The sequence below is a fragment of the Agrobacterium vitis genome (assembly GCF_014926405.1).
Classification (GTDB): Bacteria; Pseudomonadota; Alphaproteobacteria; order Rhizobiales; family Rhizobiaceae; genus Allorhizobium; species Allorhizobium vitis_H.
On the sequence record NZ_JACXXJ020000005.1, the window covers coordinates 2,234,084 to 2,254,692 of the forward strand.

Annotated in this window: 23 protein-coding genes; 14 read left to right on the forward strand and 9 right to left on the reverse strand. The window is 58.4% G+C overall.

What is annotated here, in order from left to right; all coding sequences use genetic code 11:
• Window positions 1-41 precede the first annotated feature (41 nt).
• Complete coding sequence (locus IEI95_RS21725; RefSeq protein WP_156533976.1) at window positions 42-1,094, reverse strand: PAS domain-containing HWE histidine kinase family protein; 1,053 nt, start codon at window positions 1,092-1,094, stop codon at window positions 42-44.
• 350 nt (window positions 1,095-1,444) lie between these two features.
• Here IEI95_RS21725 and IEI95_RS21730 point away from each other — a divergent pair, with 350 nt between their 5' ends.
• A complete protein-coding gene (locus IEI95_RS21730) occupies window positions 1,445-1,843 on the forward strand; it encodes a hypothetical protein (protein ID WP_156533978.1) in 399 nt (132 codons plus the stop codon).
• 103 nt (window positions 1,844-1,946) lie between these two features.
• Window positions 1,947-2,495 (forward strand): isochorismatase family protein, encoded by a 549-nt coding sequence (locus IEI95_RS21735; protein WP_156533980.1) that lies wholly within the window; start codon window positions 1,947-1,949, stop codon window positions 2,493-2,495.
• A gap of 117 nt (window positions 2,496-2,612) precedes the next feature.
• Here the strand turns inward: IEI95_RS21735 and IEI95_RS21740 are convergent, their stop codons facing one another.
• Complete coding sequence (locus tag IEI95_RS21740) at window positions 2,613-3,035, reverse strand: organic hydroperoxide resistance protein (RefSeq protein WP_015915272.1); 423 nt, start codon at window positions 3,033-3,035, stop codon at window positions 2,613-2,615.
• A gap of 182 nt (window positions 3,036-3,217) precedes the next feature.
• Between IEI95_RS21740 and IEI95_RS21745 the strand changes: the two genes are divergently transcribed.
• On the forward strand, window positions 3,218-3,664 hold the full coding sequence (locus IEI95_RS21745; protein WP_141747330.1) for a MarR family winged helix-turn-helix transcriptional regulator: 447 nt from the start codon (window positions 3,218-3,220) through the stop codon (window positions 3,662-3,664).
• A gap of 3 nt (window positions 3,665-3,667) precedes the next feature.
• Here IEI95_RS21745 and IEI95_RS21750 read toward each other — a convergent pair whose 3' ends face one another.
• Both IEI95_RS21750 and IEI95_RS21755 read right to left on the reverse strand, forming a co-directional pair.
• Window positions 3,668-4,381, reverse strand: coding sequence for a L,D-transpeptidase (locus IEI95_RS21750; protein WP_156533983.1), 714 nt, complete (start codon window positions 4,379-4,381; stop codon window positions 3,668-3,670).
• A gap of 192 nt (window positions 4,382-4,573) precedes the next feature.
• Window positions 4,574-5,407, reverse strand: coding sequence for a L,D-transpeptidase (locus IEI95_RS21755; RefSeq protein WP_420360069.1), 834 nt, complete (start codon window positions 5,405-5,407; stop codon window positions 4,574-4,576).
• A gap of 208 nt (window positions 5,408-5,615) precedes the next feature.
• Between IEI95_RS21755 and IEI95_RS21760 the strand changes: the two genes are divergently transcribed.
• From IEI95_RS21760 to IEI95_RS21780, 5 genes are all read left to right on the forward strand, one after another.
• Window positions 5,616-6,197 (forward strand): hypothetical protein, encoded by a 582-nt coding sequence (locus tag IEI95_RS21760; protein WP_156533984.1) that lies wholly within the window; start codon window positions 5,616-5,618, stop codon window positions 6,195-6,197.
• 58 nt (window positions 6,198-6,255) lie between these two features.
• Window positions 6,256-6,840 (forward strand): hypothetical protein, encoded by a 585-nt coding sequence (locus tag IEI95_RS29495; protein ID WP_234891051.1) that lies wholly within the window; start codon window positions 6,256-6,258, stop codon window positions 6,838-6,840.
• Between the two features lie 58 nt (window positions 6,841-6,898).
• The gene (locus IEI95_RS21770; RefSeq protein WP_156533986.1) at window positions 6,899-7,543 is read left to right on the forward strand and encodes a hypothetical protein; all 645 of its coding nucleotides are present in this window, start codon (window positions 6,899-6,901) and stop codon (window positions 7,541-7,543) included.
• Window positions 7,544-7,622: 79 nt separating this feature from the next.
• A complete protein-coding gene (locus IEI95_RS21775; RefSeq protein WP_194417004.1) occupies window positions 7,623-8,537 on the forward strand; it encodes a thermonuclease family protein in 915 nt (304 codons plus the stop codon).
• 235 nt (window positions 8,538-8,772) lie between these two features.
• Window positions 8,773-9,405 carry an NAD(P)H-dependent oxidoreductase gene (locus IEI95_RS21780; RefSeq protein WP_194417342.1) on the forward strand — a complete coding sequence of 211 codons (633 nt, stop codon included), beginning with the start codon at window positions 8,773-8,775 and terminating at the stop codon, window positions 9,403-9,405.
• Window positions 9,406-9,420: 15 nt separating this feature from the next.
• On the opposite strand, the gene IEI95_RS21785 is transcribed toward IEI95_RS21780, so the two are convergent.
• Together IEI95_RS21785 and IEI95_RS21790 are read right to left on the reverse strand one after the other, a co-directional pair.
• A complete protein-coding gene (locus IEI95_RS21785) occupies window positions 9,421-10,446 on the reverse strand; it encodes a hypothetical protein (RefSeq protein WP_156533990.1) in 1,026 nt (341 codons plus the stop codon).
• A gap of 63 nt (window positions 10,447-10,509) precedes the next feature.
• Window positions 10,510-11,979, reverse strand: coding sequence for an MDR family MFS transporter (locus IEI95_RS21790; protein WP_194417343.1), 1,470 nt, complete (start codon window positions 11,977-11,979; stop codon window positions 10,510-10,512).
• A gap of 296 nt (window positions 11,980-12,275) precedes the next feature.
• On the opposite strand from IEI95_RS21790, the gene IEI95_RS21795 reads away from it, so the two are divergent.
• Together IEI95_RS21795 and ggt are read left to right on the forward strand one after the other, a co-directional pair.
• A complete protein-coding gene (locus IEI95_RS21795) occupies window positions 12,276-12,845 on the forward strand; it encodes a MarR family winged helix-turn-helix transcriptional regulator (protein ID WP_234665087.1) in 570 nt (189 codons plus the stop codon).
• 253 nt (window positions 12,846-13,098) lie between these two features.
• A complete protein-coding gene (ggt, locus tag IEI95_RS21800) occupies window positions 13,099-14,865 on the forward strand; it encodes a gamma-glutamyltransferase (protein WP_194417005.1) in 1,767 nt (588 codons plus the stop codon).
• Between the two features lie 37 nt (window positions 14,866-14,902).
• Here ggt and IEI95_RS21805 read toward each other — a convergent pair whose 3' ends face one another.
• On the reverse strand, window positions 14,903-15,427 hold the full coding sequence (locus tag IEI95_RS21805; RefSeq protein ID WP_156533992.1) for a DUF2087 domain-containing protein: 525 nt from the start codon (window positions 15,425-15,427) through the stop codon (window positions 14,903-14,905).
• 360 nt (window positions 15,428-15,787) lie between these two features.
• Between IEI95_RS21805 and IEI95_RS21810 the strand changes: the two genes are divergently transcribed.
• From IEI95_RS21810 to IEI95_RS21825, 4 genes are all read left to right on the forward strand, one after another.
• Window positions 15,788-16,441: a glutathione S-transferase family protein gene (locus IEI95_RS21810; protein ID WP_156533994.1), complete on the forward strand. Its 654-nt coding sequence runs from the start codon at window positions 15,788-15,790 to the stop codon at window positions 16,439-16,441.
• A gap of 3 nt (window positions 16,442-16,444) precedes the next feature.
• Window positions 16,445-16,939: a GNAT family N-acetyltransferase gene (locus IEI95_RS21815; RefSeq protein ID WP_156533996.1), complete on the forward strand. Its 495-nt coding sequence runs from the start codon at window positions 16,445-16,447 to the stop codon at window positions 16,937-16,939.
• A gap of 234 nt (window positions 16,940-17,173) precedes the next feature.
• On the forward strand, window positions 17,174-18,814 hold the full coding sequence (locus IEI95_RS21820) for a phosphoethanolamine--lipid A transferase (RefSeq protein WP_156533998.1): 1,641 nt from the start codon (window positions 17,174-17,176) through the stop codon (window positions 18,812-18,814).
• A 112-nt stretch (window positions 18,815-18,926) separates the two neighbouring features.
• Window positions 18,927-19,556 carry a hypothetical protein gene (locus IEI95_RS21825; protein ID WP_156534001.1) on the forward strand — a complete coding sequence of 210 codons (630 nt, stop codon included), beginning with the start codon at window positions 18,927-18,929 and terminating at the stop codon, window positions 19,554-19,556.
• Window positions 19,557-19,625: 69 nt separating this feature from the next.
• Here IEI95_RS21825 and IEI95_RS21830 read toward each other — a convergent pair whose 3' ends face one another.
• Together IEI95_RS21830 and IEI95_RS21835 are read right to left on the reverse strand one after the other, a co-directional pair.
• Window positions 19,626-19,937 (reverse strand): hypothetical protein, encoded by a 312-nt coding sequence (locus IEI95_RS21830; protein WP_156537712.1) that lies wholly within the window; start codon window positions 19,935-19,937, stop codon window positions 19,626-19,628.
• Window positions 19,938-20,199: 262 nt separating this feature from the next.
• Complete coding sequence (locus IEI95_RS21835) at window positions 20,200-20,559, reverse strand: DUF4406 domain-containing protein (protein WP_156534005.1); 360 nt, start codon at window positions 20,557-20,559, stop codon at window positions 20,200-20,202.
• Between the last annotated feature and the right edge of the window lie 50 nt (window positions 20,560-20,609).

Sequence of the window (20,609 nt, forward strand, 5' to 3'; positions counted from 1 at the left end):
TCTGCACAACACCTTTAGCGTTTTGGGAAGCCGTTTTGTTCCTATGCCGCTGGAGAAAAGTCGGCCTGGAGGTCCGATGCGTCCCGATGACTGATCGTAACCACCGTACCTGGCTCCGCGCTGCTCAACGTAATCTCACCGTTCATATTCTTCACGAGTGCTTCCACAATACCCGTCCCCAATCCCGCCTTGGGTGCATCGCTGCCCACCGGCATTCCTATACCGTTGTCGGTAATGGTAAGCGTCCAGTCCTTGCCAGCCGATCGATAGTCGATGACGATCGTCCCGGCCCGCCCGTCTGGAAAGGCATGCTTAAGAGCATTGATCACCAGTTCGGTTACGATGAGCCCCAGACTTATCGAGACGTCCGCATCCACCGTACTATCGTCAACCGTCACCTGGATCGATAGCCTCTCGGGGTCGGCGATCATCGATGCACCGAGGCTTTGGCACAATTGCGTGAAGTAGGCACTGAGTTCAACACTGCCGCCGGGGGATGCGGAAAGCTGCCGTTGCAGCGCGGCGATAGACATGATGCGTTGACGGGCATCGTGCAGATGTCCGCGCGCCTCCTCCGACTGAACGCGACGTGCGCTCTGCATCAGGACGCTGGCGATGATCTGTAAACTGTTGGCGACCCTATGCTGGACCTCCTGCAACAGGATGGCCTTGTCGCGCACCAGATCGTCTTTCAGACGCGCTTCGGCGCGCATGTCGGTCACGTCGGTTATGGCGAGAAGCAGACGAATATGGTCGAGGTCGCCATCGTCGAGCGTTCGTGCATTGACGACCAACCGCCGCGTTTTCTGGTTTGGTCGCTTCAGGTCGAGCTCGTAGGCATCCACGTTTACACTGCCGGTGGCAGTCGCCATCAGCAGCGACTGAAGCCTGGGCATCGCCCATTCGCCGCTGCCAAGGTCGCCGAGGCGTTTACCGGAGGTGGACGTGGTGTCGATCTCGAACGCCCGGCAGAACGATGTGCTTGCCGCAATAATTCTAAGGTCGTCAGACAGAAACAACAACGGTTCGTTGGAAGACACCACCACGGCAAGGGTGCTCGCCGCTTCGAAATGGACTGTCGGTATCTTTGGCATGAAAAGGCCTTCTAGGGCCGAAGACTTGCGGAGCAAGCCATGACTCGGCAGGCAGCGTCGGAAAATCGATGGGGTCAAGTCCAACGCTGTCACTGTAACACGCCTGCCGCGGGGTTGTTGCATCAAATCGCCCAACGTGAGCGCTCACGGTCAAAGGGTTAGGGGCAAGCGCACCTTTCGGCCATGCGATGTTGGCTGGTACGTTCATAAGACCAAGCTGCTCGAGGCATGGTGTGGTCGTGTGTCAGTCATTGGCCTGTTGCGGTCATAGTACACAGAAGCTAACGACATGGAACCATACGCGAAGATGCTTTCGAAAGGTCGGAGAATCAGTGATTAGATACAAACCTATGGGATTCGATCTTGGGGCGGGAGCGACGGCGGCGGACCTTGCTCGTCTTGAGATGATTTACCACACTGACTCAGGTGCGAAGGAACTGAGCGCGTATTTTTCTGTGAGCGGGCAGGACAAGCATCTGAGAGTGTTCTTTCCGCACGTAGACATGTTCCGGGTCATCGATGAGATGCACCGGCCGCTGGAAGAGCAAGGGATTGAAATAGTGGGGCATCTCTCCAACCACTTTGCTTACAAAGTCGAGGGAAGCCCCTTCTGGGCAGCGCAACGCGAAGTCTTCGAAGTATTGCTCCCGGAAGCTACCCACTACCTTTTTGTCACGGGAGGCGACTGCGTCGACGTGATTACAAGAGAAGAACCTCGCTTCTGCTGGGTCAATTCCAACACCGAATAGGTTGGTTTGACTTGAAATAGTTAGCCACTGTCGGCCCTTTGCAGACATGTTGGCACATGATAGGCAAGACTATTACATTTGCAGACCCACAGGATCACCGATTTTGAAACAAGCTCTTGTTATCGTTGATATGCAGATGTACTTGCAGGACCGCCTTGATGGCGGGCGGGATCATGTCAATGGCGATGCCATCGTCAAGATCGCCGCACTAGCTGCGAAATTTCGTAAAGACAGTGAGACGGTAATCCATGTTCATCATGGCGACCCCGATCCGGCATCGCCTATGCACCCAGGTGCACCAGCACAACGGTTGATGCCAGGCGTCGAACCCCTTTGCGGGGAACCAGTTTTTGTCAAAAGCACATCATCGCCCTTTGCATCGACAGACATGGAAAACTATCTTCGAGACAATCACATCGAAACTCTCGTCGTCACGGGTGCCGTTGCAGGTTACTGTGTTAACACGACCGTTCGAGTTGGGTCAGATCTTGGGTTCACGATAATCGTGGTCCGCGATGCCGTCATGGGTTTCGACCTTCCCGATGAAAATCTATCTGCTCGTGCGATTTTTGATGTCACCATGGCCCATCTCAAATCCGATTTCGCCAATGTTGTCGACAGCTCCGAAATCATGGCGCCCCTTAGCGAATGACCTCACTTGGCGCAAAGCGGACCTCTAGCTCAAGAGAGTGACACGCTTACCCCTCCTCCCAAACGACAAAAGGCCGGTCCCGCCAGACCGGCCTTTCTCACATCCCCTACCTCAGCCTCAGGCCAGCGTAGCGGATACTTCCGTTGCTGTGCGCATGGCGTGGCTGTAGGGGCAGACAATGTGGGCGGCGGCGACGAGTTTTTCGCCGGTTTCGCGGTCGATGCCAGGCAGGTCAACGCTGATGGAGACTTCGATGCCGAAGCCGGTGCCGTCTTCGCGCGGGCCGATACCGACCGTGGCAGTGACCTTGGCGTCTTCAGGCACCTTCACCTTCTGCTGGCCGGCGGCAAATTTCAGCGCGCCGAGGAAGCAGGCGGAATAGCCAGCGGCAAACAGCTGCTCGGGATTGGTGCCGGTGGCGCCATTGCCGCCCAATTCCTTCGGCGTCGTCAGCGTTACATCCAGAACGCCGTTTTCGCTGACGGCGCGGCCTTCGCGACCACCGGTTGCAGATGCTTTGGTTGTGTAGAGAATAGCCATGAGAGTCTCTCCTTTTTGAAAACTGGTCGTTTTGGTTGGTTGAAGGCCGGAACAGTGTGCCAGCCGCTGCGTCTGCATTGTTAGTATCACGCAATTTAATTGTACGCAATTGTTTTTTGCACATTGCATTTTTATGACAAGGCTGGGAGAATGCGCCCTCACCTGCATGAAGGATAAGGCCGATGGACAAGACGGATCTGGTGCTGGACAAGCAGCTCTGCTTTGCGCTTTACGGCGCATCGCTGGCGCTGACGCGCACTTACAAACCGCTGCTGGAGCCGCTGGGCCTGACCTATCCGCAATATCTTGTGATGATGGTGCTGTGGGAAACCGACCATCTGGCGGTCAAGGCGCTGGGGGAGCGGCTGGGGCTGGATAGCGGCACGCTATCGCCACTGTTGAAACGGTTGGAACAGACCGGCTACGTCACCCGCCAGCGCCAAAGCCAGGATGAGCGGCAGGTGACTGTCTCGCTCACCCCCACAGGTGCCGCCGTGCAGAACAAGGCTCTCGGCGTTATGGCGGCAATTGGTACGGCCACCGGCTGTAGCCTGGAAGAAATCGCAGCGCTGCGCGATCAATTGCAGGATTTGCGCGGCAAGCTGAATGCCGCCGCGCAGGACTCTTGATCCCTATTGCAGGACGATGATCCGCGCCTTGTTCGGCACGCGGTCATAGAGGTCGATAATGTCCTGGTTCATCAACCGCACGCAGCCCGACGACATCGCCTTGCCGATCGAGTTCCATTCCGGCGAGCCATGCAGACGGTAGAGCGTGTCCTGACCGTTCTGGAAGATGTAGAGCGCGCGTGCGCCCAGCGGGTTCATCAGGCCCGGTGCCATCCCACCATTGGCGGAGGAATATTTGGCCAGCTGCGGCTGGCGGGCAACCATTTCATCCGGCGGCGTCCATTTTGGCCATTTCTGACGCCATTGGATCACGCCTTCGCCCTGCCAGGCAAAGCCCTCGCGGCCAATGCCAACGCCGTAGCGCATGGCGGTGCCGCCCTGTTCCACCAGATAGAGGAAGCGGTTGGGCGTATCGACCACGATGGAGCCCGCCGGATAGCCGGTCGGATCGCTGACCCGCTGGCGATAGTAGCGCGGCGGAATCTGCTGGTAGGGAATGGCCGGAATGACGAAGCCGCCATCGACCACTTCGCCATACATGGCGTCCAGCTCCGGCGTGGATGGCGCCATCGGGCCCGTGGGCTGCACCATGCCGCCCAGCGAACCCTGATCATAGATCGGAGGGCGATAGGACGAGGCGCAACTGGACAAAAGAGCTGCTGCGCCAAGGCCAGAAAAGGAGAGAAAGGCACGGCGGGAAAAATCGGGGCTTGTCATATACGGTGGTACATCCTGCTGGTCAGCAGCGCACAAACGCACGCTACGCGGTTTTGTTCCGCAAGATCCTATCTACAGTGATTTATCCGAATTTCACCGCCAATAGCGCACACAGACGTTCACATTTGCGCCATTGCGTGTCGTTCCGGCAACAGGCCGATAAGCGGACCCACAACCGTGGCTGCCTACACCTTACATAACCACGATCTCCGCTTTGTCCCGCACACGGGCATAAAGATCAATCACGTCCTGATTGAACATGCGTACGCAACCTGACGAAACGGCCTTGCCGACGGATTGCCAATCGGGCGTACCATGGATGCGGTAGAGCGTATCGCGGCCATTCTGGAAGATATACAGCGCGCGCGCACCGAGCGGATTGCGCAGGCCCGGCTCCAGCCCGCCTTGCGCGGCGGCAAACTGGCGCATGTCGGGCTGGCGCTCGACCATGTCGTCGCTTGGCGTCCAGCGCGGCCAGGTCTTCTTGAATTGAATGATGCCCCGGCCCTGCCAGGCAAAGCCCTGCTTGCCGAGGCCAACGCCATAGCGCATCGCCCGGCCATTGGCCTCAACCAGATAGAGATAATGCGCCTTGGTATCGACCACGATGGTGCCGGGCCGTTCCGTGGTCGGATAATCAACCTCCTGCCGCAGGAAGCGCTTGTCCACCCGGTCGAGCGGAATGGCAGTCAGCGTGTGGCCGTCATCGCTCATCTGCCCGTAAATCGCCTTCTGCATTGGCGTCGCAAAGGGCGAAACATAGGGCTCGGCTGCTGGCATACCATAGGTCTGGTGGAAAGGCGTTTTGAACAGGCCGAGGAATTTATTGGGCTTTTCCGTTGGCGGTGCAGCCATCGGCTGGTTCCAGGTCGGCGCGGTCTGGGCCGCAAACACTTCCGTATTCATCCGCTGCGTATCCGTCACGAAATAGCAGCCGCCAAGCACAGACAGCGACAGGCAACCAAGCCCTGCCAACAGGGCGCGAGCGACACGGGAAAACGGGCGGACAAAAACAGTAGACGACATTGCGCAACCTGGCCTGGTTCGAGATTGCCACAAGACTGACAGACGCGGCTGGCGCGAAGCTGGTGAAGGGATGAGCTTTGCGCAAAACGAAAACAATTAGGCCGCCGCCCCAATCACCATGGAGAAACATCGATTTGCAATCAAAGATAGAAAGTTACACGCAAGTTTTGATTGATAATTCGATTAAAAATTAAAGCCGGAGGTCGAGTTGAACGCAACGATTTCATCCACCACCACGACATCGTCCAGCGCCGTTTATCAAACGAAGCAGACGCCGAAGCTGCCAGACGATTTTTACGAAACCGAATACACAACGCTGGAAGATCTTCCCGCAGAAGCAAGCGCGGAGACTGAAACATCGGAGGACTTCGATGCTAACCTCTGGGGGGTATTACATATTGGCGGCCAAACGGTGAGAATCGGTGCATCCGGTGGGGTTGCATACTCGGTCAATCCGGAAGCCGAAGACTTTCTCGGAGAAGGCAAAGGCTTCGATCTCGACTGGGACAACCTCGATACGCCGGAAGAGATCGCCGACGCCATCATGTCCAAATACGGCGGCAAACTCACAGCAAGCTCTGTCGAAAGCGGGAGCAAGAGCCTGACCAGCGAACTGATGAGCAAGATGTTCAGCAGCGATGCGCTGGTGGACCGGATGTTGATGACCAGCTCCGGTGAAAGCCTGCAAGAGGGCTTACTGTCGTCCGATGAAGAGGCGAATGGGTCGCAAGCGAGTGCCTCGGCCACGTCAGCCACCAGCGCACCGCAAGCGCAATCCACAGCCGCCTGATCGAGCGCCGCATTGCGGCGTCGGGGTTTTTCATGTCCATGCTCACAGGAGGGGTCCGATGAGCACTACAATTTCATCCACCGCCGTTTATGCAAACACCTATACTCCAAGCCGATCCGAGGGCGTCACGGCGCAGTCAACGCAAACGACATCGAGCCAAAGCGATTCAAGCAGCACGATGGCGACGAGAGTCGCGCAGAGGTGGGCGGAAATAGCTGCCGCAGAAGCAAGCACGGAGTTAGACACGACGCCTCGCCAGATCTGGGCGACGCTACAAATCGGCAACACGCCCGTCGCCATCGATACGGAAGGCGGTGTTTCCTATAGCGGCACCGAACTGGATATCGATATCGACTGGGAAAACCTCAATACAGCCGAAGAACGCGCCGAGGCCATCATGTCCAAATACGGCGGCACGCTCACCACGAGCGCGGTCGAAAGCGGGAGCAAGAGCCTCACCAGCGAACTGATGAGCAAGATGTTCAGCAGCGATGCGCTGGTGGACCGGATGTTGATGACCAGCTCCGGTGAAAGCCTGCAAGAGGGCTTACTGCCCTCAGACGAAGACGCGAATGGGGCGCAAGCGAGTACCTCGGCCACCTCAGCCGCCAGCGCACCGCAAGCGCAATCCACAGCCGCCTGATCGAGCGCCGCATTGCGGCATCGGGGGTTTTCATTTCCATGCTCATAGGAGGGGTCACATGAGCACGACAGTTACACCCGGCATAGCGTATGCCTATGGCTATTCCTCGACCAAGGCTGCGGAGGCCGATACCGAGTTTATGGCGAGTTTGCCTGACGATAGCCAACCCAAGACCGCCTTGCAGGTGGAAATGGAAGCGATGTGGACGGAGGCGGCAGAGGCGGAAGCCAAGATGTGGGCCGAGAGCAAGCCTGCAACAATCTATTCAAAGATGGAAATCAGCATCGGAACGGTTACCATCTACAATGAGGGCGCCTGGATGTTTACTCCTTATAAACAAGGAGAAGGAAGTGCCGATGTCATGCAACAGTTTAGAAACAGTATCGACTGGGACAATCTCGACACGCCGGAAGAACGCACCGCTGCCATCATAGCGGAATATAGCGGCAAGCTCACCGCAGACGATTTCGAAAGCGGTGAAAAGAGCCTTAAGACCGAGCTGATGAGCAGGATGTTCAGCAGCGATGCCATGGTCAACAGGATGTTCCTGACCGATACCGGTGAAAATATTCAGGACGATTTGGCCGAGACGGATGAAGATACGGCGACGGATCAAGGCGCGGACGCTGCACCGTCTCCGGCCACCACCGCGGCGGCGGCCAGCGAGTTGTTGGCGGTGCAGGGGCTGGCCGCAGCCGTCTGATCGGCCTCCTCTGTCTCACCCATGACACAGATCTGCGGTTTGCTGATACCCAACCATTGATGGCAAAGGAGGATCGCCCATGGCCTTGCAGAATTATCGCTACGTTCCCGGCACGATCATCATCATCGGCAAGCAGCCGGATGGCGATTCGGTGCGGTTTCGCCCGGATGATGAAAACCTGCTTGCCGATATCTACCGCGCCCATCTGCTGCGACCCGCCAAGGATGGCAGCCATCAACTGCGGCTGGAAGGGATCGATACGCCCGAAACCCATTACGAGAGCAAGGCACAGCCGCGCGGCGGGGTGGCGCGGGATTATCTGCTGCGCGATCTGATCGGCTTTTCCTCCTTTTCCCTCTCGAAAGAAACCGTCACCGCTGCCGAGCCGCAAACCATCCAGGCCGGGATTCTGACGGCCTCCGCCGATGTTCACGGGCGGCCAATTTCCTATCTGACGTTTGACGGCAATCCGTTTTCCTCCGGCGATACCGGCGCGATTTCAACCAAGACCCTGGAGGCCAGCGCCAATTACCGGTTGATTTCCAGCGGCATGGCCTATCCCATGCTCTATAGTTCCGCGCCGGTAGACCAGCGCGAGACGATTTCCGAGGCCGCAAGACAGGCGCGGGATGCGGACCTTGGCGTCTGGGCGGTGGATAAGACGGAACGGTTTGCCCTCACCGACCTCACCGATCTTGGCTGGGCGAGCGGCAGCAAGCCGGGCGAGGAAGAGGAAGAGGAAGAGGAAGAGGAAGAGGAAGACGGCACCGGCAAGGCCCAATTGATCTTTCCGAAACTCTTCCGCCGTGGCTGCGATTTTCTCAAATCCGGTGAGACCGATCTGGTCGAGTGGCTGCGCAAGACGGAAAGCGAAAACGACAAGGTGATTATCGACAACCGCAGCGAAGTGCCGCTCTCGCAATTGCTGCGCCGGGAAAACGACCGCTACCGTTTCGATGCCGACCTGACACAGGCGGTGTTTGTTGAGAAATAGCTTCGCTATTCCATGCAGGGTGAACGCTGTATTCATCATCCTGCACGTTGCGAATGACCGCCTGCCCGCCTACATCGGGCAAGCAATTCTCCTCCAATAATAAGAACTGTCATCGAAGATGGCAGTTCGTATTTCCTTTTCGAATATCTCAAGCCTTTGCTGCATGTGAGATATTCGAAATTCTTCAAGGCGAGGATGCGTGAGCATTTTCGCCCCTTCGCATAAGGATAGTATCGTGCTGCTTGATAAGTTGAACTGGCGTTATGCCGCCAAGAAAATGGACCCGTCGAAGACTGTTGCCGAAGACAAGGTCGAGCGTATTGTCGAGGCGGCCCGGCTGGCGCCGACCTCCAGCGGCTTGCAGCCGTTTTCCGTACTTGTCGTGACCAACAAGGAGATCCGCGAGCGGATCAAGCCAATCGCCTGGAACCAGGGCCAGATTACCGATTGCTCGCATCTGCTGGTGTTTGCCGCCTGGGACAATTACACGGCGGAACGGATCAACACGATGTTTGATCTCACCAATGCCGAGCGCAATTTCACCAATGAAGGCTGGGAAAACTATCGCAAGATGCTGCTGGATACCTATCCGCCGCGCGACCCCCAAGTGAATTTCGAACATGCGGCCCGCCAGGCCTATATTGCGCTGGGGCTGGCCCTGGCGGCTGCCGCCTTCGAAGAGGTTGATTCAACGCCGATGGAAGGTTTCGACCCGGCAGCGCTGGACGAAATCCTCGATCTGCGCGCCAAGGGCCTGCGCTCCGTCGCCATCCTGCCGCTGGGCTATCGTCAGCCGGATGGCGACTGGCTGGTCAACCTGAAAAAGGTCCGCCGCGCCAGAGAAGACTTCGTTATCGAGGTGAAGTGAGAGCGTTCCTCGTCATCACTCCCGGCAATCGGCCAGTGCCGTCACCGGCGCATTGACGATCAGCACCCCGGAAGCCGGATAGACCCGGCTGAGAACGGCTGTTACATCGGGATTAACCACCCAGACCTCCCGGCCCTCGCCACTGCATTGCGCATGGTGGGGGCCGAAAGTGGCTTCCAGCGCCTCTTGCGCCTTGCGAGAGCCGAACAGGTCGTTTTCGCCGGTGGACAGGAAAAGGCTGGACGGTTTGCCGAACCTCGACACGGGGCAAAGGCGCAGGCTGGCTGAGAATGTGCCAATGCCGCCAAGCTGCTGCTGCGGTCTAGCGATATCCAGTTGCGCCGAGCAATTGTCCGGCCTTTCAATGGCGCTTTCACCATAAGGCTTCAGCCAGGCCGCCATGGCGTCCGCGTTGGTCCATGGCACCGGCTCGTTTTTCAGCCGCGTGAATAATGCCGTCAAAGCCGCTTTGTCCACCAGCGCATTGGGCGGCGCTGAATTGACTTTGCAATTGGCATCCGGTGGGGCAGATGCAAGCAGCGTCAATTGCGCAATGGTTTCCGTCTTATAGACATCAATCCGCAAGGCAAGCGAGTGGTCAGGGTGTGGTGCCCAATAGGCGTGGGTTTCATCGCGACAGGCCGGATCGGATGGCCCGAAGGCTTGATCAAGCTTTTGACGAAAACCATCCGCCGCCGCCTTATCGGTAAAACGCATGTCGATCAGCGTGCCGCGCACCTCGCCGTGAATGACCGGCAGGATATAGGCCAGACCCGGCACATTGCCCGTCAACTGGTGCAGGCTGGCCGTTTCTTCCGGCGGGGAGACCAGACCGGCGAAATGCCCGGCCAGAACCGCTTCATCCGCCAGCGCCTTTTCCAGATCGCCGACTTTTTCGACGATCCGCGCCGCATCCTCATCGCCCAGAAAGCCCGGATCACGGGCCGTAAACGGCTCCTCCGCCATGGTGGAGACGGTAAGGGAGAGGGCCAGCAAAACAGCAGCCGCAAGGGCGAAAATTATGCGGTGTACCGGGGCCATGCTCGCTATGCTACCAAAGAGTGCTTTGCTCTGTGGTAGCATAGCACCCTTATGCCGGGCAAATCACTCCGCCACGGCCTCCACCGGTTTCGGGGCCCCGCCGGTCGGCAACCGGACGTTTTTCAGGCAGCAGGACGCGATGAAGCCGCAGCCAATGATCAACGCCATACTGATGAATACCGGCCCGAACGCATGGGCATAGGTGGCCGAGACCGCTGCGCGGGCTGCCGGGTCCAGCGCCGCAATGGCCGCCGGTGTCAGGCTTTCGATATTACTGACGCCAGGGATTGCTGCACCGCCAGTCATGAAGGCCGACAGCACCGCACCATAGATGGAAATAGCGATAGAGGCACCACCCATGCGGGTCAGCGTCACCGTGCCGGTCGCCGCCCCGACATCCTTCTGGGCCACCGCATTCTGCACGCCAATCACCGGGATCTGCTGGCCGATACCGACGCTGATGCCATGCATCAGCATCAGCACGCCAATCACCGCGATCGGCGTGCCAACAGGCAATTGGCTGAACAGGATAAAGGCAATGCAGCTGCCCGCGCCGCCGATGATACCGAAAATCTTGTAGCGGCCAGTCGAGGAAATCAGCCGTCCGCTGCTAAGCGAACCGATGGCGATGCCGCCGGTGACCGCAATGAACAACAGACCAGCCAGCGTCGGCGACAGCCCGGTGGTGGTTTGCAGATAGAGCGCGACATAATTAACCGAACCGATGCCGACAGCACCGCTGGCGAGTGATATGATCCACAACAGCCGGGCGGTGGAATTGCGCATCAGGCTGATCGGCACCATTGGTTCTGCGGCCCGCTTTTCCACCTGCACGAACAGCACAGCACAGACCAAGCCGAAGGCAACGACGCCGAGGCTTCCCGGTGCCACCAGCGAACCGAAAATCTGGCCGCTATCGGCCCAAAACACCACGCTGGTCACAGCGCAGGCCAGCAGCAGCGCACCGGCATAATCGATCTTCGGACGGCGATGCGGCTTGCGATAGGGCAGATAGAGGCCAAGCCCGATCAGAACAAGGATGCCGATCGGCAGATTGACGAGAAAGATTGACCGCCAGCCGAACAGGTCGCTCATCGTGCCGCCCAATGTGGGGCCGACCGCGCCTGATGCCATCAGCACCAGGCTGGAATAGCTCTGATAACGGGCCCGCACCCGCGGCTCGAACAGATCGGCATTGATGGAAAAGATCGACACCATGATGCCGCCGCCGCCAAGCCCTTGCAGCACCCGTGCTGCAATCAGCGTGTTCATCGAGACCGCCGAGCCGCAGATCAGCGAGCCGACAGTGAAAATTGCGATGGCCGTCATCATTACATATTTGCGGCCGAACAGATCCCCCAACTTACCATAGAGCGGCATGACCGCGCTGGTGGCCAGAAGATAGGCGGACCCCACCCACCCGAACCGCTCCAGTTGGCCGAACTCGCCAACGATGGTCGGCAATGCCGTCGACACGATCTGATTGTCCAGCGTCGCCATGAACAGCGCCGTCATCAGGAACAAAAACAACATCGTCCGCAGGCGCGGGTCCGGCACCAGCGACTGGAAGGGGGGCGGCTCGACCGTCTTGGGAGCGACGGCCGGATCGGACAGGGCAGTATCCATGCGGAAATCTCTTTGGTTGCAAGGCAGAAGGAGGTGCAAAGGCTCGATTGTCTGGGATGCTACGGTCGGAACGAGCGAAGAACGGAATGTTCATTGCTCTTGTCATATATGTGATAAAAGCATATATTGCATTTTATTGTCAATGTGCACATATATGATAAAAGCACATATTTTCGTGAACTCCGATCTGCACTGGCTTGCGCATGACCCAACCTCAAGACCGCGCCGAACACGCAACCGCCCTGGGCGCCGATCTTGTTGGTGAGCAAGCCCCTGCGGGCGTCGAAAATGCCTTGGACGGCATTTCCCAGACCATGGCCCGGCTGCGGATGATGATGGGCCGGCGCTTCATGTCGCGCATTGCCCTCAGCCGGATGAGCGAGGGCCACGGCATGGAGCTTTCGCATTTCGATGTGGTGAAGGTGGTTTCCCATGCCGCGCGTGGTCAGGAAGTAACCGTCGGGGTGATTGCCGAGCAGATGCGCATCGATCCATCGCGGGCAAGCCGAGTCGTGGCCGATCTCGTCCGGCGCGGCGCCCTACGGCGCGAGGCGTCACAGGCCGATGCGCGGCGTACCATCGTAACCCTGACGCCAATCGGCGAGGAATTGTTGCATCACTTCGACACTGTGCGCCGCGAGGTGATTGGCCAGACCGTGGAAGACTGGAGCGCTGACGACATCATCACATTCGAAACCCTGTTCGACCGCTTCATCTGTGGGCTAGAATGCCGGGGAACGATACTGGCCAAAGAGGCCGGAGATAAGATTTAATACGAAGGGGCGCCTTCCAGTCATACCTCAGATTGTCGCCGGTTTTGCATGACATCGGGTGCGCATGAAACGATCGATCTGAAAATCGGTCTGATCTTGCCGATGCCGTGGTTGCAAGATCCGTTATGGGTGATACCTTTCGACCTCGCCGGATGACCGTATTTTCTTTCGGCCAATGATTGCCCCGGAAAAGGGAAATCCGATTTTTCCGAAAAGACAAACGAAAACCTGTTGTGCTCCAGAGGTCGTTTTCATGATTATGTTCCGCTCCAGATCTTGGTTGTTTCCATCATCGAGCCTGTTGACAGCGCTGGTACTGGTGCTTGCGCCGATGACATCGCTTCATGCCGCCTCGCCTGCTCCGGTCGAAGGCCGCAATGGCATGGTGGTCACGGCGCAGCATCTGGCCACCGATATCGGCGTCTCGGTGCTGAAATCCGGCGGCAATGCTGTGGATGCCGCCGTGGCCGTGGGCTATGCGCTGGCGGTCACCTATCCGACCGCCGGCAATATCGGCGGCGGCGGCTTCATGACCATCCGGCTGAAAGATGGCCGCACTGATTTCATCGATTTCCGTGAAAAAGCACCGCTGGCCGCCAAAAAAGACATGTATCTCGACGACAAAGGCGAGATTGTGCCGCGCGCCAGCCTGGATGGCTATCTGGCCGTCGGCGTACCCGGCACCGTCAAGGGCCTGGAACTGGCGCGGGACAAATACGGCGCCAAGGACCGCGCCACCCTGCTTGCCCCGGCGATTGCGCTGGCCCGTGACGGATTCACGCTCAATCAGGGCGATGCCGCCATTCTCGCCGGTGGCGCCAAGCGGCTGGCAAAAGACCCGGCGGCGGCAAAAATCTTCCTGAAAGCCGATGGCGCACCCTATGCTGTGGGCGAGGTGCTGAAACAGCCCGATCTGGCACAAGTGCTGGCCAGCATTGCAGAAAAAGGCCCTGACGCCTTCTACAAGGGCATGCCTGCCCAGGCGATTGCCAAAGCCAGCGCCGATGGCAAGGGCATTTTGACCGCCGCCGATTTCGAAACCTATGCGGTGCGAGAGCTAAAGCCGGTCGAGTGCGACTATCGCGGCTACCACATCATCTCCTCGCCACCGCCATCGTCGGGCGGGGTGATCATCTGCGAAATCCTCAATATTCTGGAGGCCTATCCGCTGGCTGAACAGGGCTATGGCGCAGCTACGACCGTCCACCAGATGGTCGAGGCGATGCGCTATGCCTATGTTGATCGCAATGCGGCGCTGGGCGATCCTGATTTCGTCAACAATCCGCTGCCAAAAATGCTGGACAAGGCCTATGCCGCCGAGATCCGTGCCAAGATTACCCCCGGCAAAGCGGGTCAATCCGCCAACCTGAAACCGTTCGGGGGCAAGGAAAGCACCGAGACCACGCAATATTCAATCATCGACGGTCAGGGCAATGCGGTGTCCGTCACCTATACGCTGAACGGTTCGTTCGGGGCGGGCGTGGTCGCCCCAGGCACCGGTATTCTGCTCAACAACGAGATGGACGATTTCACGTCCAAGCCCGGTGTGGCCAATCTCTACGGACTGGTGCAGGGCGAGGCCAATGCGATTGCCCCGAAGAAAACGCCGCTCTCCTCGATGAGCCCGACCATCGTCACCAAGGATGGCAAGCCCTTCATGGTCATTGGCAGCCCCGGCGGCTCGCGCATCATCACCATCACGCTGGAAGCGATCCTCAATGTGGTGGATTTCGGCATGGACATTTCCGCCGCCGTCAACGCGCCGCGCATTCACCATCAATGGCAGCCGGACAAGATCTATTATGAGCCCTATGCGCTATCGCCCGATACGCTCCAGAAGCTGAAGGATATGGGCTATACGCTCGATGGCGGCAATGACGGCCCGGTCTGGGGCCAGGCCGCCGGCATTCTGGTCGGCGGCAAGAGCGTCTCTGACATTGCCAAGGCCGCAGACAAGGCATCCGGCTATTTCGGCGCCATCGACACCCGGGCCGTCGCCGGTTCCGCCAAGGGTTATTGACGCAGCTTGCCGACAAAGACGGTGGCCTGGGCCGCCGTCACAGGCCGATCAAGGCCAGGGCGTCCGACGGCGGACGCCTTTCCACCCGCCGGTAGAGCCGGCAATCCAGCGTGCGCGACAACAGCCTGTTGTTGACCATTTCCCGACGCAGCAAGACATGGTCGCCAAAGCCGTTCAGGCTTTTGAGCAATGCATTGACCTCCGCTTCTGGCAGATCCCTGTCGGCGGAAAAGGCCGCCCAAAGCTTCCACAGGCTCAACCGCTGATGGCTGGTTTTCGATGGCCAGCGGATCAGCACGCCCTTGTCATCGAAGCAGCGCGCCACTGCCTCGACAAGCCGATAATCGACCGGCGGATCGGCGGCCTTTGGCAGAGCCAGCCTTGCCTGGGCCGCACGCGACGCTTTCCAGTGCTGGAAATTGGCGTGGCCTGAGGCGCGGGCGAGCATATTGAGAAGCTCGACATGGCCAGGCGCTCCGCCATGCTTCTGCAGCTCACGGCCAAGACTGCGGGCGAGATCGGAAATATCTGTGATTTCATAAGAGTAAGTCAGACGCGACATCGCTTTATCCTTCGATAGATGCGCCCATGCCATGCCGGTAACCACCGTCCTGCCAGCGGGCGCAATAAAGCGTGCCGTGGATCTACAGCGCCGTGCGCCATATATGGCGCACAAAGGTTCGCTGTAACTCTTTCATACCTACTGCATAATTTTCTCTTTAAACCGGAATGGGTTTAAAGAGAAAATTATGCAGTAGGATGATGCAGGTTTAGCTCTCCTTTGCAGGAGCGGTGATGTCTGGGTGAACTGCGGACCCTGTTAAGAGTGATAGAAGCAAATTGTTTTCAGTGTCAATCCCGTGCTTCCCAATGCTGCATTTCAAGGATAGCCTCACCTCCAAATCACCCTTGGGAGACACCGATGTTGAAAGTCTATGGCTGCTATAAATCCCGCGCCACGCGCGTCATATGGCTTGCGGAAGAGCTGGAACTGGCCTTCGATCATATCCCGGTCTTGCAGGCGGTGAAGCTGGACAATCCGCTGGCACCGGATGCGCCGATCAATACGCAGTCTCCGGCTTTTCTGGCGATAAATCCGTTCGGGGCCATTCCGGCCATTGAAGATGACGGGTTGGTTCTGTTCGAATCGCTTGCCATCACCCTCTACCTTGCCAAGCAATATGGCGGCGAGATCGGTCCGAGGGATCTGGAGGAAGATGCGCTGATGATGCAGTGGTCGCTGTTTGCTGCCACCGAAATCGAAGGCAATGCGCTGAAAATCTCCCGGATTGCCATGGATGGCCGGCTGGACAGCGAGGCCGGTCAATCGGAAGCCGCGGCTGCCGCCCGGTTGCTAAAGAGGCCACTGTCTGTGCTGGAAAAGCATTTCTCGGCCAAGGAATTCGCCGTTTCCGACCGTTTCACGGTGGCTGACATCAATCTCGCCGAAATCGTTCGCTACGCCCAACCTTATACGCCGGTGATGGACGCCCATCCGAGCGTCAGTGCCTGGCTTGACCGCTGCCAGAGCCGCCCTGCCTTCCAGGCCATGTGGGAACGGCGGGCTGCGGAGTAACCGATGTACCCGGCTCTGACCCTGGCGCCGCTGGCGCGCGACGACCGCGCCCGCGTGCTGCATCTGGCTTTGCCACCGGAGCAGCAGATGTTTGCCGGGCCCATCGAAAAAGTTATCGACGACGGTGATCAAACTGTGGATTTTCACATCGGCAGTGTCAGCGATGACCCTGTCTGCTTCTTCAAGATCGACCGGGACTATAATGCCCGCCTCTCCGGTTTTGATCTGGCGGAGCAAGGTTTCCAGCCCGGCGATCTCGGCCTGCGGGCGCTGATCGTCGGCAGCCAATTTCAGGGAAAAGGCTATGGCAAGGCAGCCATGGCCGCCCTGCCCGCCTATCTCGCCAACTATTATCCGGCCAGACACTGTTTCCTCACCGTCAACCTGCGCAATCCGGCGGCGATCGGCCTTTACACAAAAAGCGGCTGGCAGGATACCGGCCAAACCTATCTCGGCGGCAAGGCCGGGCCACAGATCCTGACGCGTCTGGAGCTTTGACAGGTCCGACAACGGCTCACCAGCAGTTAGGGAAACCTACACCCCTAAAACAATATGAAATTGCTTTTATCGCCAATACATTCTGTGGAAAGGTCTGCTTTTCGCGCCTGAATTTGTCTTTTAGCATTTTCCGATATTCAGCTTGCTGTCAGGACTGCGTGCCATGCGACCGACATAAAACGGTCATGTGGAGGATGTTGCTTGAATTATCGTGCCGGAAAAGCCAGTGTCTTCATGTTCAGACCGCAAATCGGCAGCGTGACGCTGTGCATCCTGACCACAGCCTATCTGCTGGCGGTGACCAACACCACTTTCTGGATCAAGGCGCATGGCTATCTGGCGGATACCTCGCCATTGGCCTTCGGCCTGTTTGCGCTCGGCATTTCCGCCATGTGCCTGGCGATCCTCACGCTGTTCTCGGCGAAATATCTGGTAAAGCCGGTGCTGATCTTCCTGGTGATAACCGCCTCGCTATCGTCATGGTTTACCGACCAGTTCGGCACGATCATCGACCGTGAAATGATCCGCAATGCGGCGGTTTCGACCGGGGCGGAGACGGCCCGTCTGCTGACGCCCCGTTTTATGATGCATGTGGTTCTAACCGGTCTTTTCCCCTCGTTGCTGATTGTCTGGCTGCGGATCCGCCACCGGCCGTTCTTCAGCAAGCTTGCCCATAATGCTGGCATCATCGTCGCCTGTGTCGCGGTGTTTGCCGCCGCCGCCTTCAGCGATTACCGAACCTTTGCGGGCGTCGGGCGCGCCCATAACGATATTCTCGACCGGCTGAACCCGTTCCTGCCGATTGCCAATGCCGTGCGCTATACCATCGACGCCAACCGGGACCGTAATATCGTCGCCCAACCGATTGGCACCGACGCCCACCGGATCAATACCGCCGCCCTCACCAAACCGCGCGTCACTGTCATCGTTGCCGGGGAAACCGCACGGGCCGCGAATTTCTCGCTGGGCGGCTATCAGCGCAACACCAATCCGCAACTGAAAGCCCGGGGCGTGACCTATTTCAGCAACACGACCAGCTGCGGCACGGCGACGGCCGTGTCCATCCCTTGCATGTTCTCCGACCTGACACGGTCGAGCTATAGCCACCGCAAGGCCGCCGAGCGGCAGAACCTGCTGGATGTGCTGGGCTATGCCAAGGTCTCCGTGACCTGGCTGGACAATGACACCGGCCATTACAATGTCGCCGACCGGGTGCCCTATACGTTTCTGCCACCGTCTGCCGATCCGCGCTTTTGCAAGGATGGCGAATGTCTGGATGGCATCCTGACCGACAAGCTGAACGGCTGGCTGGACGGGATCAAGGGCGACAGCGTGCTGGTGCTGCATCAGCTTGGCAGTCACGGCCCTGCCTATTACGCCCGCTATCCGGAGGAATTCCGCAGGTTCCAGCCGGATTGCCGCGCCAATGATTTTGGCAAATGCAGCCCGCAGGAAATCCGCAACGCCTATGACAACACCATTCTCTACACAGACCATATCGTTGCGCAGGTGATCGACACGCTGAAACAACGGTCCGGCACGTTGGCTGGCGCTGTCGTCTATCTGTCCGACCATGGCGAGTCGCTCGGCGAAAATGGTATCTACCTGCACGGCATGCCCTATATGGTCGCTCCAACAGAACAAACCCATGTGCCTCTGCTGTTCTGGCTGGCCGATGATCTCGCCAAGGATGCCGGATACGACCGGGACTGCCTGGCAAAAACCACAGCCGAACCGCGCTCCCATGACAATCTGTTCCACAGCGTGCTGGGCCTGATGGATGTGTCGACCAAAGTGTACAATCCCGCCCTCGATGTGTTTTCCGGCTGCCGGCGCGCACCGGGAACCGTGGCAGCGGCTGAGCCGGTCAACTAACCGACACCAACGTCTGTGCTCTCAACTATTCGTGTCCGCGCCTTGAAAGAGCAGCGGCAGAGGTCAGATCTGTTAGGATTATGGCGACAGGTTCAACAGAAAGAGCAGCACCATGCTACGCACAAAGATTGTAAGATCGAAAACCACCCTCTCCCTCCTCGCAGGCACCCTGCTGGCGATGGGTATCGGCATGAGTGCAGAGGCGGCGGAAGCGCTGCGCATTCGCGGCACGGTTGAAAGCTTTGAGGGCAAGGTGCTGACGGTCAAGACCCGCGAGGGCGAGACCGCGAAGATTGCTCTGAAGGACGGCTGGAAAATCTCCAGCGTCGCCAAGGCCTCAGCAGATGCGATCAAGCCCGGCGATTTTGTCGGTATTGCCTCGGCCCCAAAATCGGATGGCGGCAACAATGCGCTGGAAGTGGTGATCTTTCCCGCCGCCATGAAAGGCACCGGCGAAGGCAGCCGCCCCTGGGATCTTCAGCCCGGCAGCACGATGACCAATGCCACAGTGGCCAATGCCGTCAAAGCCGTCGATGGCCCGACCCTGACCCTGACCTATAAGGGCGGCGAAAAGACCATCTCCATTCCCGAAGGCACGCCCATCGTCACCTTCGCCCCCGCCGTTGAAGCCGACCTGAAGAGCGGCGCCACCGTATTCGTGAACGCCGAAAAGGCCGAGGACGGCACAATCGCCTCAAGCCGCGTGGTTGTCGGCACCAAGGGCGTCGTGCCGCCGATGTGATGCTACTAAGCTCTGGCTCTCGGCAGATTTCCGGTGGCCAGAGCTTACGTGCTTTGGCGAGGGCAAGCTTTAATAATAGCAGCCCCAAGGTCCGCAGCGACGATAGTAATGGTGCCGGTTGTCCAGGCTGGCACCAAGAACGGCCCCTCCCAGGACGCCGATTGCTGCGCCGGCAGCCACATTGCTTTCAGCCTGCTTGGCCTGAATGCGATTGCTTTGATAGGTGGCCCCGACACATTTCTGATAACGCGAGGTACCCGGCTTCAAGCCTTGCGCGCTACAGGTCATTTCCGCGTTGCTGGCAGATTCCTGAGGTGTCTGGCATGAGACCAGACCAGACAAAACCACCAGACTAAAAAGCCCATGCAAAACTCTTCTCATCAACATCTGTCCCCTATTCTCTCCACAATCCTGGCCACAATCCTGGCAGAAACTGCGATTTGATCGCTCCTGCCGGTCACCGCCGCAATCCTGCGGGTAATGCCGGGTCATCCAGTGGCATGGGAGATAGAGGGAATCCATTAGCTCATGTGTTCTATTGGATTTGCAACCGCGCCTCCTTTATGATCACCGGCCAAAACCGGGCAAATGCCCGGCTTCGGCTTGTCTGTTCTACGAAGGTTCGCTATCGCGCCTCCTCATATTACACGACCACATCGGGCACATCCTCCAGCCGGGTCCACACGGGAATGCCCCGCTCATTGGCAATCCGCACATCATTGTCGGCGCCTTTGGAAGCACCGGGCAAGCGCAAGACACCATCGCAAAGCGCCAGCAGCCGACCCGCGACCGGGTGGAAAATCTCCTCATAGAGCGCGTCGCCGACAGCCGTTCCACCCGCTGCGTGCCAGATCGGTAGCGCCACCCATTCCCCGATCATTGGCACATGACCCGCCTGAAACAGCGCATAGGACGGTGCCTCCAATGCCCTCAGGTTGGCCGCCATTTTCACCGGGTCGTCACCGGTGCCCGATCGATAAGGGCCTGCAATCAAAATCAGCATTTCTCTCTCCATTAAACTGCACGAATGTCCATAAATCTGCATGTTTTCTC

Coding starts and splice junctions, on each gene's coding strand:
- IEI95_RS21825 (WP_156534001.1), top strand. CDS start 18,927: ATGCTACGCACAAAGATTGTAAGATCGAAAACCACCCTCTCCCTCCTC.
- IEI95_RS21725 (WP_156533976.1), bottom strand. CDS start 1,094: ATGCCAAAGATACCGACAGTCCATTTCGAAGCGGCGAGCACCCTTGCC.
- IEI95_RS21810 (WP_156533994.1), top strand. CDS start 15,788: ATGTTGAAAGTCTATGGCTGCTATAAATCCCGCGCCACGCGCGTCATA.
- IEI95_RS21740 (WP_015915272.1), bottom strand. CDS start 3,035: ATGGCTATTCTCTACACAACCAAAGCATCTGCAACCGGTGGTCGCGAA.
- IEI95_RS29495 (WP_234891051.1), top strand. CDS start 6,256: ATGAGCACTACAATTTCATCCACCGCCGTTTATGCAAACACCTATACT.
- IEI95_RS21835 (WP_156534005.1), bottom strand. CDS start 20,559: ATGCTGATTTTGATTGCAGGCCCTTATCGATCGGGCACCGGTGACGAC.
- IEI95_RS21805 (WP_156533992.1), bottom strand. CDS start 15,427: ATGTCGCGTCTGACTTACTCTTATGAAATCACAGATATTTCCGATCTC.
- IEI95_RS21830 (WP_156537712.1), bottom strand. CDS start 19,937: ATGAGAAGAGTTTTGCATGGGCTTTTTAGTCTGGTGGTTTTGTCTGGT.
- IEI95_RS21750 (WP_156533983.1), bottom strand. CDS start 4,381: ATGACAAGCCCCGATTTTTCCCGCCGTGCCTTTCTCTCCTTTTCTGGC.
- IEI95_RS21785 (WP_156533990.1), bottom strand. CDS start 10,446: ATGGCCCCGGTACACCGCATAATTTTCGCCCTTGCGGCTGCTGTTTTG.
- IEI95_RS21755 (WP_420360069.1), bottom strand. CDS start 5,407: ATGTCGTCTACTGTTTTTGTCCGCCCGTTTTCCCGTGTCGCTCGCGCC.
- IEI95_RS21730 (WP_156533978.1), top strand. CDS start 1,445: ATGGGATTCGATCTTGGGGCGGGAGCGACGGCGGCGGACCTTGCTCGT.
- IEI95_RS21775 (WP_194417004.1), top strand. CDS start 7,623: ATGGCCTTGCAGAATTATCGCTACGTTCCCGGCACGATCATCATCATC.
- IEI95_RS21795 (WP_234665087.1), top strand. CDS start 12,276: ATGACCCAACCTCAAGACCGCGCCGAACACGCAACCGCCCTGGGCGCC.
- IEI95_RS21770 (WP_156533986.1), top strand. CDS start 6,899: ATGAGCACGACAGTTACACCCGGCATAGCGTATGCCTATGGCTATTCC.
- ggt (WP_194417005.1), top strand. CDS start 13,099: ATGATTATGTTCCGCTCCAGATCTTGGTTGTTTCCATCATCGAGCCTG.
- IEI95_RS21815 (WP_156533996.1), top strand. CDS start 16,445: ATGTACCCGGCTCTGACCCTGGCGCCGCTGGCGCGCGACGACCGCGCC.
- IEI95_RS21745 (WP_141747330.1), top strand. CDS start 3,218: ATGGACAAGACGGATCTGGTGCTGGACAAGCAGCTCTGCTTTGCGCTT.
- IEI95_RS21820 (WP_156533998.1), top strand. CDS start 17,174: ATGTTCAGACCGCAAATCGGCAGCGTGACGCTGTGCATCCTGACCACA.
- IEI95_RS21790 (WP_194417343.1), bottom strand. CDS start 11,979: ATGTTGTTTTTGTTCCTGATGACGGCGCTGTTCATGGCGACGCTGGAC.